Origin of the sequence: Pedococcus bigeumensis (assembly GCF_039531795.1) — a bacterium.
In the GTDB taxonomy this organism is placed as follows: domain Bacteria; phylum Actinomycetota; class Actinomycetes; order Actinomycetales; family Dermatophilaceae; genus Pedococcus; species Pedococcus bigeumensis.
In genome coordinates this window covers 823,940-838,579 of record NZ_BAAAQS010000005.1, presented here as the reverse complement: position 1 = coordinate 838,579, position 14,640 = coordinate 823,940, and the positions used below count along the sequence as shown (strand labels likewise).

18 protein-coding genes are annotated in these 14,640 nt (G+C 68.4%); 4 read left to right on the top strand and 14 right to left on the bottom strand.

Going from position 1 to position 14,640, the window contains the following annotated elements; all coding sequences use genetic code 11:
- Both ABD262_RS19585 and ABD262_RS19580 read right to left on the bottom strand, forming a co-directional pair.
- Positions 1–359 (bottom strand): hypothetical protein (locus tag ABD262_RS19585; protein WP_344139979.1); only part of this gene is annotated, 359 nt, incomplete at its 3' end.
- Entirely contained in the window at positions 346–873 is a 528-nt protein-coding gene (locus tag ABD262_RS19580) for an RNA polymerase sigma factor (RefSeq protein WP_344139976.1), read from the bottom strand. The genes ABD262_RS19585 and ABD262_RS19580, both read right to left, overlap by 14 nt.
- A 301-nt stretch (positions 874–1,174) precedes the next feature.
- Between ABD262_RS19580 and ABD262_RS19575 the strand changes: the two genes are divergently transcribed.
- Positions 1,175–1,396 carry a 2TM domain-containing protein gene (locus ABD262_RS19575; RefSeq protein ID WP_344139973.1) on the top strand — a complete coding sequence of 74 codons (222 nt, stop codon included), beginning with the start codon at positions 1,175–1,177 and terminating at the stop codon, positions 1,394–1,396.
- A 189-nt stretch (positions 1,397–1,585) separates the two neighbouring features.
- Here ABD262_RS19575 and ABD262_RS19570 read toward each other — a convergent pair whose 3' ends face one another.
- The 3 genes from ABD262_RS19570 to ABD262_RS19560 form a co-directional block, all read right to left on the bottom strand.
- Positions 1,586–2,407, bottom strand: coding sequence for an ABC transporter permease (locus tag ABD262_RS19570; RefSeq protein ID WP_344139970.1), 822 nt, complete (start codon positions 2,405–2,407; stop codon positions 1,586–1,588).
- The gene (locus ABD262_RS19565; protein ID WP_344139967.1) at positions 2,404–3,306 is read right to left on the bottom strand and encodes an ABC transporter ATP-binding protein; all 903 of its coding nucleotides are present in this window, start codon (positions 3,304–3,306) and stop codon (positions 2,404–2,406) included. Before ABD262_RS19565 ends, ABD262_RS19570 begins: the two co-directional genes overlap by 4 nt.
- Positions 3,307–3,574: 268 nt before the next feature.
- The gene (locus ABD262_RS19560) at positions 3,575–4,351 is read right to left on the bottom strand and encodes a hypothetical protein (protein ID WP_344139964.1); all 777 of its coding nucleotides are present in this window, start codon (positions 4,349–4,351) and stop codon (positions 3,575–3,577) included.
- 163 nt (positions 4,352–4,514) lie between these two features.
- Here ABD262_RS19560 and ABD262_RS19555 point away from each other — a divergent pair, with 163 nt between their 5' ends.
- Positions 4,515–5,012 carry a TetR/AcrR family transcriptional regulator C-terminal domain-containing protein gene (locus ABD262_RS19555; RefSeq protein WP_344139960.1) on the top strand — a complete coding sequence of 166 codons (498 nt, stop codon included), beginning with the start codon at positions 4,515–4,517 and terminating at the stop codon, positions 5,010–5,012.
- Positions 5,013–5,386: 374 nt separating this feature from the next.
- Here the strand turns inward: ABD262_RS19555 and ABD262_RS19550 are convergent, their stop codons facing one another.
- A complete protein-coding gene (locus ABD262_RS19550; protein ID WP_344139957.1) occupies positions 5,387–5,599 on the bottom strand; it encodes a hypothetical protein in 213 nt (70 codons plus the stop codon).
- Between the two features lie 622 nt (positions 5,600–6,221).
- Entirely contained in the window at positions 6,222–6,929 is a 708-nt protein-coding gene (locus tag ABD262_RS19545) for a DUF4097 family beta strand repeat-containing protein (RefSeq protein ID WP_344139954.1), read from the bottom strand.
- 569 nt (positions 6,930–7,498) lie between these two features.
- On the opposite strand from ABD262_RS19545, the gene ABD262_RS19540 reads away from it, so the two are divergent.
- Positions 7,499–7,873 carry a hypothetical protein gene (locus ABD262_RS19540; RefSeq protein WP_344139951.1) on the top strand — a complete coding sequence of 125 codons (375 nt, stop codon included), beginning with the start codon at positions 7,499–7,501 and terminating at the stop codon, positions 7,871–7,873.
- Positions 7,874–8,029: 156 nt separating this feature from the next.
- Here the strand turns inward: ABD262_RS19540 and ABD262_RS19535 are convergent, their stop codons facing one another.
- Entirely contained in the window at positions 8,030–8,494 is a 465-nt protein-coding gene (locus tag ABD262_RS19535) for a potassium channel family protein (protein ID WP_344139948.1), read from the bottom strand.
- A gap of 244 nt (positions 8,495–8,738) precedes the next feature.
- Positions 8,739–9,110, bottom strand: a complete 372-nt coding sequence (locus ABD262_RS19530; protein WP_344139945.1) for a DUF5655 domain-containing protein — start codon at positions 9,108–9,110, stop codon at positions 8,739–8,741.
- A 528-nt stretch (positions 9,111–9,638) separates the two neighbouring features.
- On the opposite strand from ABD262_RS19530, the gene ABD262_RS19525 reads away from it, so the two are divergent.
- Positions 9,639–10,145: a DUF6933 domain-containing protein gene (locus tag ABD262_RS19525; RefSeq protein WP_344139942.1), complete on the top strand. Its 507-nt coding sequence runs from the start codon at positions 9,639–9,641 to the stop codon at positions 10,143–10,145.
- A 28-nt stretch (positions 10,146–10,173) separates the two neighbouring features.
- Here the strand turns inward: ABD262_RS19525 and ABD262_RS19520 are convergent, their stop codons facing one another.
- The 5 genes from ABD262_RS19520 to ABD262_RS19500 all read right to left on the bottom strand — a co-directional run bounded on the left by ABD262_RS19520 (position 10,174) and on the right by ABD262_RS19500 (position 14,504).
- Complete coding sequence (locus tag ABD262_RS19520) at positions 10,174–10,419, bottom strand: hypothetical protein (RefSeq protein ID WP_344139939.1); 246 nt, start codon at positions 10,417–10,419, stop codon at positions 10,174–10,176.
- A 367-nt stretch (positions 10,420–10,786) separates the two neighbouring features.
- On the bottom strand, positions 10,787–11,659 hold the full coding sequence (locus ABD262_RS19515; RefSeq protein ID WP_344139936.1) for a tyrosine-type recombinase/integrase: 873 nt from the start codon (positions 11,657–11,659) through the stop codon (positions 10,787–10,789).
- Between the two features lie 595 nt (positions 11,660–12,254).
- On the bottom strand, positions 12,255–13,469 hold the full coding sequence (locus tag ABD262_RS19510) for an MFS transporter (RefSeq protein ID WP_344139933.1): 1,215 nt from the start codon (positions 13,467–13,469) through the stop codon (positions 12,255–12,257).
- Between the two features lie 226 nt (positions 13,470–13,695).
- Complete coding sequence (locus ABD262_RS19505; RefSeq protein WP_344139930.1) at positions 13,696–14,253, bottom strand: hypothetical protein; 558 nt, start codon at positions 14,251–14,253, stop codon at positions 13,696–13,698.
- Positions 14,253–14,504, bottom strand: a complete 252-nt coding sequence (locus tag ABD262_RS19500; protein ID WP_344139927.1) for a DUF4242 domain-containing protein — start codon at positions 14,502–14,504, stop codon at positions 14,253–14,255. The genes ABD262_RS19505 and ABD262_RS19500 overlap by 1 nt, the downstream gene beginning before the upstream one ends.
- Positions 14,505–14,640: the final 136 nt, after the last annotated feature.

Genomic DNA, 14,640 nt, shown 5'->3' with positions numbered 1-14,640 from the left:
GGCACCTCGAGCCTGCCCCACGGTGCGTCGTCTGCCGCGCCGAGGAACGGGATGGCGTAGGCGCCGGGGGACAAGGGAGCGGGGTCCGCAGCACTTCCACGGCCGGCGTCCAGCACCTGCACTGGACGGCCCGGCGTCGCTGGCTGCAAGGTCCGGCGCGAGTCACCACCACCGAGGCCCAACGCCACCACCGTGATCACGGCCGTGGCGGCAGCCAGCCCCACGGCATACGCCGCGCGACGCACCAGGTTGCGCCGCCCAGCCCTCTGGAGCAGCGTTCCGAGGGCTGCGTCCACGTCGAGGTCGCCGTCGTCGAGGACGGTTGGCAGTCCAGCGCGGAGCCGGTCATCGATGGGCATTGCCGGTCACCTCCTCCATCGACTCGCCGAGGCGTTCAGCCAGGTGTGACCGTGCCTTGAAGAGGTGCTGCCTGACGGTTGCCGGGGCGACCTCCATCAGCTCCGCGACCTCGCTCACGGGCAGGTCCTCGAGGTAGTGGAGGGCCACCGCAGCCCGTTGCTTGGGCGGCAAACCGCCCACCGCGCGCAGCAGGTCGATGTCCGGCGGCCGCTCACCGGTCGTCGGTGTGTCGACCGGCGCCATGACGGACACCACGCGTTCTCGTCTCGCGCGACGGATCGCGTCGCGGACGGCGACCCTGCGCACCCATGCCTGCGGGTGCTCGTAAGTGACCGCGCCACCCCACCGCTCGTACAGGCGCAGGAACGCGTCCTGCGTCACTTCCTCTGCACGACCTCGGTCCTGCAGCACGAGGTACGCGGTTCGGAGGACGGCGGCGTACGCAGAGCGGAAGACCCGCTCGAACTCGTCCTGGTCGCGCTGCCTCACGTTCTCACCACCGCTCTCATGCATGGTCCCACCCATATAGAGGCGCGAGAGGGGGTAAACGTTCACCCTCCTCGGGGGGCACACGCGGTCACAGGCTCCACGCGAAGGTCGCACCGGTCCCGGGGTGTGGGCCGGCTCCCGACGGCGAGGCCGGCGTCGGAATGCGGTGTGGGACCAACGGCCCTCTGGGACCAACGGCACCCTGGACCAACGGCACCCTGGACCAACGGCACTCTGGGACCAACGGCACTCTGGGACCAACGGCCCTGTGGGGCCCGCGCCGAAAGGGAGACGGTGATGGTGGAGGGGGCTGTCAGACCAGGAGGTGACGCGATGGCACAGGTTCCGCAGTGATGTGGTGGCCTACGTCGTGATCAACGGCGCCTTCATCGTGGGGATCTGGGCGCTGACGGGTTCCGGCTACTTCTGGCCCGGTTGGATCCTTGCCGCGTGGGGCATGGGCTTGGTCCTCGCCGGCTGGGACGTGTTCTTCCGTCGCGACGTGACCGACGAGGACATCCAGCGGGAGCTGCGCAAGATCAGGTGACCCGGTCACGTCGGTCTGGTGACCACCGCACTCCTGCTCCAGGCCGAGCTGGGCAAGGTCCAGGAGGGGGTCAAGACCGAGGGGCAGCGACTCGCTGTGCGACTTTTCAGCCCGTGATACCGGTGTGACGCTTGGCTGGCGCGCACTCGGCTCGACCGGGCCACGAGACCAACGTGACCGCTGAAGGTTCTACTTGACCTCGGCGCGGCGGACGACCAGCAGCCCGATCGCCATTGGCAGGAGCAACCACAGCCCACCGGTCGCGGCAAGGTGTTGCCACTGCTGGCTGGTGAGGCCGCCGTCGAAGAGCGGGCTCTGCGCGTAGTTGTAGTCGACCCACGGCTGCAGGTCGGCAAACCACTTCTGGTTCGCCGCGAGCAGCCCGAGCAGCGGCGGCAGGACGAGGGTGTACACGAAGTACGTGACGATGGCCCCCGCGGAGTTGCGGATGAGCAGGCCCAGCATGAAGCCGAAGACCATGCCGAGGACGCTGCCCAGGACGATCGTCGCGAAGTGGCCCACCGAGACGTTCCAGACCGGGTCCACGCCGGCGATGGCACTCCCGACGACCGTGCCGAGGACACCGACGACGAGGGCGACGAGCATCGACGCGACACCCACCGTGATGGCTGCGAGGAACTTGGCCCCAAGCACTCGACCACGGTGCGGCACGAGGGTGAAGGTCGTCAGCCCGCTGCGCTGGCTCCACTCGCTGGTCACCGCGAGGATCCCGATCATCGGCAGGATGACGGTCATCGGGGCTCCGATGGCGGCCGCGAAGTTGTCGTAGGTGAGCTGGTCGTCCGGTGCGAACACGATGATCGCGGCCGTGGCGAGCACGCTCGTGATGACGATGCTGGCCATCAGCCAGAAGCCCGAGCGGGTGTCGAACATCTTGCGCAGCTCGACCCCGACGATGCGGGCCAGTGGGATCCGCGCCGTCGCTGTGCGTGCGCGGGGGGCGGACGTGGCCGACTCGGAGGTCGGGGTCCGCAGGGCGGTGGTGGTCATGCTGCTGCTCCTTCGCGCTGGGTGTCTGCGGTGAGCTCGAGGAACATCTCCTCGAGCCCGGCCCCGTCGGCAGTACGGAGCTCGGTGAGGACCACGTGTGCGGCGAGCGCGATCTCGCCGACCTGGTCGGGGGAGGCGTCGGTGTGCACGCTGCCGTCAGGGTGAGCCGTGATGGCGAGGCCGGCGCTCTCCAATGCCACCGTCAGGGCGGCAGCGTCGCGGGCGCGGACCACGGTGCCGGCCGACGCGAGCAGGTCCGACTTGGTGCCCTGGGCCACGATGCGTCCCTGGCCGATGACCACGAGGTCGTCGGCGATGACCTCGATCTCGTGCAGGAGGTGGGAGGAGAGCAGGACGGTGCCGCCTTCGTCGGCGAATCCGCGCAGGAGGTCGCGCATCCACCGTATGCCGGCAGGGTCCAGTCCGTTTGCTGGCTCGTCGAGGACGAGCACGCGCGGGTCGCCCAGGAGGGCGGTGCCGATGCCGAGGCGCTGACGCATCCCCAGGGAGTAGTCGCGGACGCGTCGGTCGGCCTCGTTGGCGGTCAGGCTGACGCGGTCGAGCATCTCCTGGACCCGGGTCCGGGGCAGGCCCATCGTCCGCTGCGCGAGGGTGAGGATCTCCCGTCCCGTGCGCCCGGCGTGCTGTGCGGAGGCGTCCAGTAGGACACCCACCTCCGTGCCTGGGTTGGGCAGGTCGATGAACCGGCGCCCGTCGATCGTTGCGGTCCCCGAGGTGGCCGGCGTGAGGCCCACCAGGATGCGCATCGTCGTCGACTTGCCGGCGCCGTTGGGGCCGAGGAACCCGGTGACCCGACCGGTGGCTGCGGTGAACGAGACGCCGTCGACGGCGGTCATGCCGCGTCCGTAGCTCTTCGTGAGTGATTCGACTGTGATCATGTCGAGAATGGTGGCGCTCATGGCCCGACGCCCACATCGGGGAGGCGCCTGAGCCTCACCCTGAGGCGACCCTGACCGGCCTCAGGGGTCGCGGTGGACACGAGAGGTGTGACCCACCCTCAAGTGCGCAGGGAGGCAGCAGTTGGAGCGCCGGTCACCGGGGGCGGGTAGCGCGCCGCCGGCGGCCACGGCCAAACGCGCCCAGTCGGCCGAGACCGCCCGCCACGCGCGAGGGCGCGGTGGGTGACCCGTGGGCGAAGAAGCGAGGTCAGCCGCCGAGGGAGGCCAGAAGTGCTGGCACGGGGTGTGGCCACGTGCTCACGTTCGCCAGTGCCAGCAAGAGGAACAGGCCTCCGGCCGCGCCATACACGATGGTTTGGACGAGCCACGTCGGTCGTGGGGACCGGTCCGACCCACGGAGCCGCCACCGCCGCCAGACCGCGCGCAGGGTCACGGCGGAGAGCAGGCCGCCCGTGGCAGCAGCCATGACCGCGAACACCGCCTGGTAGAGCGTGAAGTCAGCCAGGAGCTGGCTCGCGAGACCTCCAGTGGGTGAGGGCGTCCCGGACGCCACGGCCCCCCGCAGGTGGCTCAGGACCACCTCCAGCCCACCTGTTCCATGGCCGGTCGGCAGCAGCGACGCCACTGACGCGAAGGGTGCGGCTGCGCCCTGCACGTTCGCGAGCAGGACGGTGAGCGCTCCGAGGAGCCAGGCGACCACGCCGCCGTAGACCGAAAGCAGGAGCCGCCGGCGACGACCACGTGGGGCGGCCTCCGCTCGACGGCTCGTCGTCGAGGCCAGTCCCACGAGGGCCAGGACGAGCAGGCCGGCGATGACCGCTTTGACGAGGTGGAACTCCCGCCACAAGGCGGTCAGCTCGGCCAGCGCCTGCGAGTCGGCTAGGGGACCCGACACGTCGGCGCGGACGAAAGCCGATTCGGAGGCCGCCACGAGCTCGGACTCTCCGCTGTAGCCGCGGCTGGAGACGAAGCCAGCCGGTGCGAGGAAGACGGCCGGTGTGAGCAGGGCCGCGGCCCACAGCATGAGGTGGTGGCGCCCCGGTGCAGGGGCCGTCAGAATCCGGGCTTTCGCAGGCGCGGCCCGACGTGCAGCCTTCCGACCGGTAGCCACCCAGCGACTCGCCAAGGCAGGTTGCGCGCGACCGGTGCCGACAGGGAAGGCGCTCGGCGTCGCCGCCGCTGATGTCATGGCGCTCATTGAGGTCCTCTCGGATGCGCTGCTCGACGCCCTTGTCGACCAGGTCTTCCGCGAGATGGCCCTACCCGAAGGTGAGGACTGGCGAGCCGGGCTCCGCACGAGGTCGGTGTCGGAGCGCCTGGCCCTGCGTCGGCACCCTTGGGCCATCGGCCTGGTCGAGTCCCGGACCGCGCCAGGTCCGATCACGCTCGCCCACCAGGATCACGTCATCGGCTACCTGCGCGAGCGGGGCTTCGCTGCCCGGGCGTCGGCCCAGGTCCTGGCGTTCCTGGACGCCTACGTCTACGGCTTCGTCCGGCAGGAGCTCGCCCTGCCCGCAGACCCCGCCCCGGTCGTCGAAACGGCGCGGGACCACGGAGGGCCGAGCCCCTATCCCAACCTCGAGGCCCTCGTCACCGAGGTCATCGATGCCGGGTATGACTTCGCCGATGAGTTCGACGTCGGTCTCGACCTGCTGCTCGACGGGATCGCGGCTCTGCGCGGCTGAGCGATGGCGGGCCGGCCAAACCCGCCAACTGGCTATCGGCTGCGCATCTCACGAACGAAGATCCAAATGAGCCATAGGCCACCCGTCACCAGGGTGAGAATCGCATCGAAGACGAAGTTCAAGAAGCCATAGCGCTTGCGGGCCACGGTAGTCCTTTCGAGAGTTGCGACGCGCTCGACAAATCAGATGTCGCGTGCGTGCTCGACCTCTGCCGAGCGGCGGCCATCGTCGCACGTTACGACCGTGAAGCAGATGCTGCGCGTCGAGGGTTCGCGCAGCGTTGGGACGCAACAGCGCGTCCGCGGGATCACGCACGTTCAAAGCGGGCATGACCGGCAACACTTGCGGCGACACAGGAGCAGAGACAGGCGTCCCTATTGTGTGGCGAGGGTGGGGTTGTCTGAGATGAACTCCAGGTCTAGAACCGCACGAGGCTGGCCGAGCTTGTAGGCGTCGTAGAAAATCACGAGACGCTGTCCCTGCCCTCGGTCGATGAAGGTGCACGCCGGCTGGGGGCCCGCGTTGTCGCAGCCGACCAGTGACCATCCTGGACCGCCGCGGTCCATGGTGCCGAAGAGCTTCTTCACTGCTGCGACTGTCGCGTAGCGGCGCGCCCTGCTCTGGTCGCCGACGCCCCAAGCGCGAACGAGCGCGGAGGTGTAGTCCTGCTGGGAGTCCGAGTACGTCACCGACTGCCCGGAGGTTTGCGTGGCGGTGGTACTCCGCGCCGACGAGGGTGTGGGAGCGGCGGACGACGTGGGGAAAGACGAGGTGGTCGCGGCGCTCGGCCCCCCGGTGTCCGACGGCGCGCCGGGACCACATCCCGACATGAGGACTCCCAGAACTGCCACTGCCACACAATGGTCGGCACGCGCACGCATGTGCCGAGTCTGCCCGACGTCACAGCCACAATCGAGATCAACTCATGAGTGCCTGCGTTCACCACCGTTGTTTGTCGCGACCGCTGTCTGTCGCGCTGGCGGAGCGGTCGACAGGGATGCCGGGTGGCACGGGATCAAGGCTGCCCACCTCGCGGCGAGGTGACCAACCTCGTGCGGGGCGTGCGGATCAGGTGTTTGGCGAAGTGCGCTCCCCCTTCGGACAAGGAGGCCGCGGCCCTGACGGAACTGCCGGCCAGCACGCTGCGCTGCTACGAGTCCATCGGCGTCATCGAACTATTCAAAGCGGAGCGGGGCCGGGGCCGCCCGCTCACCCGTAGCTGACGGTGACCGAGCCGGCGCTGCTGTGCGCACGCACCTCCCGCGTCGCGGAGGGAGAGGTGCGGACGTCCACCGTGGTCGAGCCGGCCGAGGTGTCGGCCTCCACCCGGTATGCCGTGCCTGGCCGGTCCGGCAGCAGGACGGACACCGAGCCAGCCGAGCTCTCCGCCGACACGCGCTGGGGGTCGGCTTCGCCGGCCCACCGCAGGGTCACCGAGCCAGCGCTGCTCTGGGCGTTCACCTGCGCTGACCGTAGAGCGACACCCGAGACGCTGCCAGCGCTGCTGCTCAAGGTCAACGCACCGCTGAGCCCGTCGGCCTGGACCGCCCCGGCGCTGCTTTGTGCGTTCACCTCCGCCGCTGGGGGCACCTCCACCGTCAACGCGACGCTGCCGCCGAACGGCGACCCGCAGTGGGTGCTGACCACGACGCGTCCGCCCTCCTCGCGGCTGGTCACGCTGGGCGTCATGCCGAATCTCGTGGTGACGCGTGCCTGCGTGCGGACCACACCGCCGCCGCCCTCGCGCACCTTGACCGGCCCGCAGCTGTTGTCGACGCGGACCGCATCGGTTGTCGTCGTGGTGCTCAGCTGCTCAGTGCGGGTCTGCCCCAGCGGACCCTTGCCGGACAGTGCGCCGACGAGCAGGCCCGCAGCGAGCGCAACCAGGCCGAGCAGGACCGCGCCGACGGCGGCCACGACCAAGCCGGTCCGGCGGCGTGGTGGCGGAGGGCCGGGCCGGAGCTGCTGATCCGCGGGTGGGGGTTCCTGCGCTGGCGCGGGCGCCCGCCCCGCACCCGGCTCCTCCACCCAGAAGCGCCACCCCTCGGGCGCGGGAGGCCATGACGGGTCCGGGTGCCATCCGGCTGGAGGGGTCCAGTCGGATGGCGGACGAGGCCAGTCCGGCGGCGGGTTGAAGCGCCACACCATGCCTTGATGGTATGGGTGCCGACACCTGCGCGTAAGTGCGCTTCGCCATACCGGGCGAGGGACATTCACTGGCACGGCTATCGCCGCACCCCCGCTGGCACAGGACCTCGCCGCCGCGATCCGCGCCATCATGGCAAGAAGCGTTGGGCGCAAATTCGGGCACTTCAGACCGCGTACCCGGCGGTATGACCGCTCTCGTGTGGCGTGCACCGACTTCATCGGGGCTGAGCGAGGGATGCCCGCAAGGACAACGGGTCCTTTGGCCCTGATTCCCCCTGGGAAGCCCTGCTCAGATGGGTGTGGACCGGACTTCACGGTGAGATGGAGGAGGCGCTCCGATGGTCGTCGTACGCATCGTTGCGGGAGTCCTGTTCCTTGCTCATGGCCTGGTGCACTTGCTGTACTTGGTGCCGGACGTCACCCAGTTCTCGACCCAGCGCTCGTGGTTGGTTCCCGAGGCGGCGCGCCAGGACGTGGCGGTGGCCCTGATCGCGGCCGTCATCGTGGCGTCGGCAGCGCTGGCTCTGGCCATATGGGGTGTACCGGGCCTTACCGCCGCGTGGCCGGTCCTGGCCGTCCTCGCCGGCGGTCTGTCTTTCGTCTTGCTCGTGGCGTACTGGGACACGCAACTGGTCCTGGGGGTAGCCATCGATGCCACGATGGTCACGCTCGCCGTCGTACAGCCGGGCTGGCTGAAGGACTTCCTGACCTAGGCACGCACGCCCGGGGGATCGAGAGGCGCCGTCCACCATTGGGCGGCGCGCCCGAAAACACACCGCTTCGCGGCATGAGAGTGCATTCGTGCACGGCTGCCGCCGGCGTCCGGGCGAGATATGGCGGGCCGGACCCTACTCTGGCGCAGCCTCGCATCATCGCCCGCGAGTGTCGTCATCAGGGATGCGCCGTTGTAGGTGCTCCTCGATACGTGCCAAGCGTGCGTCGAGCGCGCCCAACCGCGCTTCGAGGCGCGCTTCCAGAGTCCTCCCCTCGGCCTCCAGGATGCCTTCCTCGCGGCGTGCGACGGCCGCGGCGAAGATCAGCGCCACGACCGCCGCCACCGCGCCAAGGACTGCCACGCCCATGACCATGATCATCGCAGCGATGACCCGTCCGGACGTGGTTTCGGGCACGTGATCGCCGTAGCCCACCGTCGTCATCGTGGTCAGAGCCCACCAGACGCCGTCGCCCCAGGTGCGGAACGTGGTGCCAGGCCGGTCGCGCTCCATCTTCCAGACCGCCGAGCCGCCCACGAGGACCACGGAAGCGGACACCACTGCGGTCGCCAGCGCAAGCCGGAGAACGGAGGTGACGGTGACAGACAGGCCGCGATGCATTGTCCCATCCTGCCCCGCCCGGCTGATTCCCCCGCCGTCGACATGGGGGCGTACGAGCGTGGCGTGGCGGAGGTGCACGCTGAATCCTCTGCGGGCTGCGCGGCCACCACGGCCGATGCGTCCGTGACTGGCACATCTCGCTACAGCTTGGCGAATCACGCACATCGGCAAGAGAGTGCATATCGCGTTGCCCCGCTCGCGGCGGTAAAACGCAGTTCCTGCCCGTGCGTCGGTATGCGATGGCTCAGCCGGCGTTGGCGTACGCCTCTTCGAGCCATCCGCGAACCTCGTCGTCGATCTGGCTAGGGGTGTGTAGCTCGAGGTGATGCATCCACACGTTCGTCGACGGGTGGACGACTTCCTTGAAGCGATCGGACCTGACCTCATGAGGCAGCGCGATGGAGAGCACCGCCGGCACATCACTGTGGATGTACTGCCCAGGACGCCAAACGTACGCAAAGCCCTTGCGACGCCGGAATGCGACCTGGCTCTTTGATACCGCCACAGACGCTTCGCCAATCGTGAATACGGCCCGCTGAACCTTGCGGAATATCGCGACGACTTCAGGAAGGCCCGCAAAGAGATCTTCGGGACTTCGTTCGGCGGCGTCGCCCATCTACGGAGGCTACTTCACCCGCGGATGGGCGGGACCGCCAACGAGAGCACCCCTCATGCCACGTCGGCAAGCGGCGGAAAGACTCAACAGGGCTGCACGCACCTGCTGGCCCTTGCAAGACGTTGGCGGCTAACCTTCTCTTGTCAGACGGAGACATACATGCTCCGAACCGGGCCGAGCGACTTCAGTCGCGAACCCACCGTGCCGGGCTGGATATGGGCCAGCTGAGCACGCGCCCTGAGGAATGGTCGCGGTGCTCGACTGCTCGAAGAAGTCCCATCCAACTCAGTGGGCCGCAGAGCGCGCCCTTCACGCGATCCAAGGATCCAGCCGGTCACCTGATCGGAAGACTCCGACGGGGTCCTACTGGTGCAGCTCCTGCAGAGCCTGGCACTTGACCTCAAAGTCGAAGAGCCAGACTCCGCCATGGCTTAAGGCAAAGCCAAGTTCCGGGCATTCTGGGTTGAGCAGTCGCGGCGGATAGACGCGTGTGTGCGCCCGTCGGCAAAGCAGAGGATGATGGCTTGCGTGGTCATCGTCCGGGGCACCCGCAAGTTCTTGATGCGGCTCTCCGGACCAGTGGCAGCCGACGCGGAAAGGTCTACGACCATGCTGGGCGATTGGTACGCCACCGTGCTGCCGTGGCGCCCACGTCAGATTGCGCTGCTGGTCAGTGAGACCACGTTGCTGCCGGTGATCGTGCCGATGGCGCCGGCATCGACACTGCTTGAACGTTTCCCGACCTCGCTGGCTGCCGTCCTTCGCCGACACCGCGTCGATGAGGCCGTGATCGCCAAGGAGTGCAGCGGAATGGTCGACTACCGCGTGGGTACCACTGAGAGCAGGAGCCTGATCGGGTCGATGAATGAGTTCACGCACCTGGCACGTGCCTACCGCGCGGACCAGCAGGACCTAGACCTGCTCGATTTATCTGTGCGGTTGTCGAGGGTTCCATGCGGCCCGCTGTACCAGCGACATGTCAGTCCCGACCGGGAGCTTCTTGCCTTGATCCAATCCGCCACCACGAATGGCTAGGCGACTCCGCGCGGCGGAGTGGGGCAGGTCAGGCGGAGTGTTCTCGGTCGAGTCGTTCCAGGATCCACGACCGGACCAGTGTTGATGCAGGCAGGTGCTTGGCAGCTGCGACTCTTTGAACCTCGGCTTCTTCCTCGGCGCTGAGTCGGACGGAGTACACCTTCTGGCGGTTTGGCCGCCGGCCCGTAGAGTCCGCGGGGTAGGCGTCGTCCTTGGTTTGTTCGGATTCGCGCCGGAGCCGTTCAGCCAGTGCTGGATCAATCGTCTTTGCCATCGTCGTCTCCTTGCCTATAGAGCCTTAGGTCTGCCCCCGTGGCCGGCCATGCGTTGATGCCGTGCAGGTCACCGTCGAGGTCGCGGTAGGCGATCACGACAAGCACCCGCCCGGCAGATTGGGAATGGCCGATGAACCGAGACGCTCCGATCCGGGATTTCGGGTCCGGTTCCAAAGCCAAGAGGTCCACGTCCGACGACCTCCTCAGTCCATTCCCTTTCGATTCCGACACCATCGGCGTATCGCTGGCCGCGGGAGCGGATATAGGCGACGGAATCGGCGTCCCACCAGATCTCTTCACCCACTCCGGCAGTGTACGTCATTGTCTGACGATGTACTACAGAATGGTGCATCGAGCCTGGTGCGATCAGACGCCGGCGACGTAGGCCGTCAGGAAGTGGACGCCATGTCGGTCAAGGTTGCCGCGGGCGCGGTCGTAGTGATCGGTCGTTCTGGGATCGGCGTGGCGAGCGAGGATCTGGGCATCGCGTAACGGGACGCCGGCGTCTAGGGCGTTGGTGATTGCGGCGTGCCGCAGCGAATGCGGGCTGATGTGTCGCGGGATGCCGGCAGCCTTCGCCACCCTCGCGACCATTCGATAGACATCCCTCCGGTCGACGGGATTGCCCGTGAGCGGCCGCAGAATCAGGGGCCCGCTGGTCCGTTCTCCGCGGCAGGCTTCAAGAACGCGAAGCACCGGAACGGTGATCGGCATGGTGGCTGGCTTGTTGCCCTTACCGACCAGATGCAGCACCCGATGTCCGCGCAGAGTCTCGGCGTAGTCCTGGATCCGGACGGCAGCTGCTTCTGAGGCGCGGAGGGCATTGATGCCCAACAGAAACGCCAACGCGCCGTGGTGGACGGTGATCGTCTGCGCGACCTGCAGGAACCGGATCAGCTCGAGTCGGTCCAGACCCTGAGTGCGCGACTCGTCGCGGTGCACCTTCGGCAGCCTCGCGTAGACAGCTGGGTCGGACGGAATCAGGCCGTCAATATGCGCGAACCGGAAGAAGCCCCGCACGCCGTGCATCATGGTGACCACCGAGGAGTCCATCAGCCCGCGGTCACCGAGCTGTCGAATGTACAACTCCACGTGTGCGCGTTGGACGGCCACGAGCGGGTCGAGGCCGTGAACCTCGCACCACGAAAACCACTCCCGGAGCTGGTACTCGTACAAGGCATGCGTGTGCCCGGAGTAACGGGCCAAGTACGACACCGCAGCGAGTTGCGCGGTCGACATCGATGCGGGCTGAAAGGGCAAGAGAACTGTTGACTCCGACATGGCTTCACCTCATGCGGCGACAGCATGAACGGCCCGACCCCGCCCGCCGCCACCGCGGTCAGGCACTCGGACCCAACGACGGTAGCCCCGGCCTCGAAGCGGCGATTAGACGCAGGTCTGCGCCCTCGCGTGGAGCTCTGGACGCAGGGCGGTGAGCCGAACCGTCGACACGTGGGTAGCCCTTGGCGGAAAGTGGCACCCTTCAGGCATCAGCCGGGGCTGCTGAAGGTTCGGTCGACACTGCCGGTCTGGTGGTTCAGTACGCGTGAGCGGCACGGTTGATGGTCAACAACCCGACCGGGGTGAGCCTGCCGAGGCGCGATGCCGTCGCCGGTGGTGGTGGGTGCACTCGGTCCAGGTAACGATGGCGAGGCGGAGCTCGTCGCGGATCTCCAGCACATCGCCCGGCGGCGCAGCGCGGTGACGTGGGTACCTGAGCGCGGCTGAGTGAACCGCACTCACGTGCCGCAAGGCGCGCAATCGTTCCCGCCGGTGTTGGACGCGCCGTGACCGCTCACGGCGAGCTCCCCGCCGGCGTCTCCGCGTCCAACACTTACAGCACGGCCGGCTGCGTGCTGAGCGCGCGGGCCCGCGGGTCGAGTGCGAGCACGGTGCCGGCAACGAGGACTGGCAGGGCTGCGAGCGCGAAACCCCATGAGGCCGAGCGGGACAACGCGAGCCCGAGGATGGTGATGGAGACGGGTTCGAACACCACTCGGGGAAGGCCGATGACCGAGTTGATTCGGCCAAGGAGTTGACTCGGGGTCTGGGTCTGGATGAACGTCGGCAGCGCCACATCACTGCTGTACGCCACGCCTATGCCCACGACGAACAGCAACGCGGCCGCGGCCCAGGCGGAGGGGACCAACCCGAGCGTCGTGAACATGGCAGCCTCCACGAGGGTCATCCCGATGATCAGCAACCCCCATCGTCGGGGGAGGCCGGTGACGGCGGCGGTCAGTGCGCCGGTGAGCTGGCCGGCCCCCCACCCGGCCACCATGAGCCCGAGAGTGCCAGCCCCCCCGAACGAGGTGGCCAGCACCGGCAGACCGACGGCGAAGACGCCGCTGTAGCTCAAGGTGGCGGCCGAGATGACCATCAGTACCAGCCGCACCTCGTGGGACCGTCGAGCGTGCCCTATGCCCTCGGCGATCTGTCGGAGGATCTCGGTCGCGGAGGGCGCTTTCGCGCCGCGCCGAACGGTTCTCGGGGCCGCCAGTACCGTGAGTCCGGCGACCGCAAAAGTCAGGGCATTGAAGCCCACCACCACCCAGATGCCCGCGACCGTGATCAGGGCGCCACCGATGACCGGCCCGACGATGAGAGACGTCTGCTCGAAGACCCCGCGGACGGCGTTGGCCTGGGCGAGCTCGTCCTCCTCGACGAGGCTGGGCACAATGCTCTCGGATGCCGGTCCGAAGAACGCCGCGGACACCCCCATCGTGAGCGCGAGGGCGGCCAGCTGCCACAGGGCTAGAGGGCCCGAGGCCGCGGCAACCGCCAACACCGCGAGCGCGGCGGCTCGCAGGCCGTGGGTCACGATCATCACCGACCGCGGTGAGCGCCGGTCGACGACGGCTCCGCCCAGCAGCAGCAGCACACCGCGCGGGACTGCGTGGAAGAGCAGCACGCCCGCAAGCGCGGCCACCGAACCGGTGGACCGCAGGATCGTCCAGGCGAGCGCGATCTCGAAGGCGGCATCGCCGATCATCGACAGTCCCTCGCCCACCATGACGGTGGCGAACCGGCGGCGCCTGAGGACGGCCATTGTCCTGTTCACTACACCACTCCCTTGTCGAGGTAACCCTGCCCCGGACATACCGTGGCCACGCGACTTCAGACTCTCTGCCACGCCACCGTTGCACGGCCCGTCGCTGGGCCGTTACCGCTGGTCGTTGAGCGCGCCCGGTGGACGGGGTCATGGACCCCGTCCGGAGATCCGCGTTCGAGGGTCGAGCGATCCCGCCCACCACCCGGCGGGGCCGCTCGACCCCTCAGGCGTTCGTGCAGCTCACCTTCGGGTTCCAGTCGTCGAAGATGCCGCGTGGGTTCTCGTTCCACACCCACAGGTGCAGCTCCCAGAACGCCGGCAGCCCGAACCGGTTCTGGTTCGCCTCACCCGGCCCGGGCTGGTACTCGAACGACTGCCCGAACAGCTTCGGCGCGCCGGGGTCCTTCCAGTCCGAGGCGAGGATGACGTACTCGAGCGCCCCGAGCTTCATCGACCCGTCGGCCTGCGGCTCGTAGACCAGGGCCTCGGGCAGTGCCGGGTCGAGCACCGAGTCCAGTCGGGAGCCGTTCACCAAGTGCACGCCCATGCCCCCGGCCGGGTTGTCGATGCAGGCGATGCCGGCGGCGTCGTCGAGCTCGGTGAAGTCGGTGGCCTTCCTGATGTCGTGGTACTTGGCCGTCGCCGCGCGGGCGGCCGCTAAGCCGTCCTGACGTGGTGACCGGTCGTAGGCCGACGCCGACCCGGCCCCTGCGCCGATCGCCGCCACCACCGAACCGGTCAGGGCGGTCGCCGCGAGGCCCGCGGCCAGGCGGGCCCGCATCAGGAGCCCTCCTGCACCTGGTAGATCGCGTCGGCCACGAGCCCGTGCGCCTGGCGGTGCACAGTGTGGGCTGCGTCGGCCGAGGGTGCCTCGACGAGGCAGAAGATCTTCCCCTGGCCCTCGTCGACCCAGTACCGCAGGTAGCTGACGTCGTGTGCTCCCTGCTTCTCGAGGTCGGCCTTGTGGGCGTTGGCGACGTCGCCGAGGGCCACCCCGCCGTCGAGGTGGTGGACGTCCATGAACAGTGGCATGTGGTGCTCCTTTGGGGTTTGTGTCTTTTTGACACCGACGACGCTAAGCGCGCGCCGCGACCGGGAGATGGGCCATCGATGCCCATCTAGCCCATACCGCTACCCGTGTTGTCCGCGGGCCTGCCCACAACCGTCT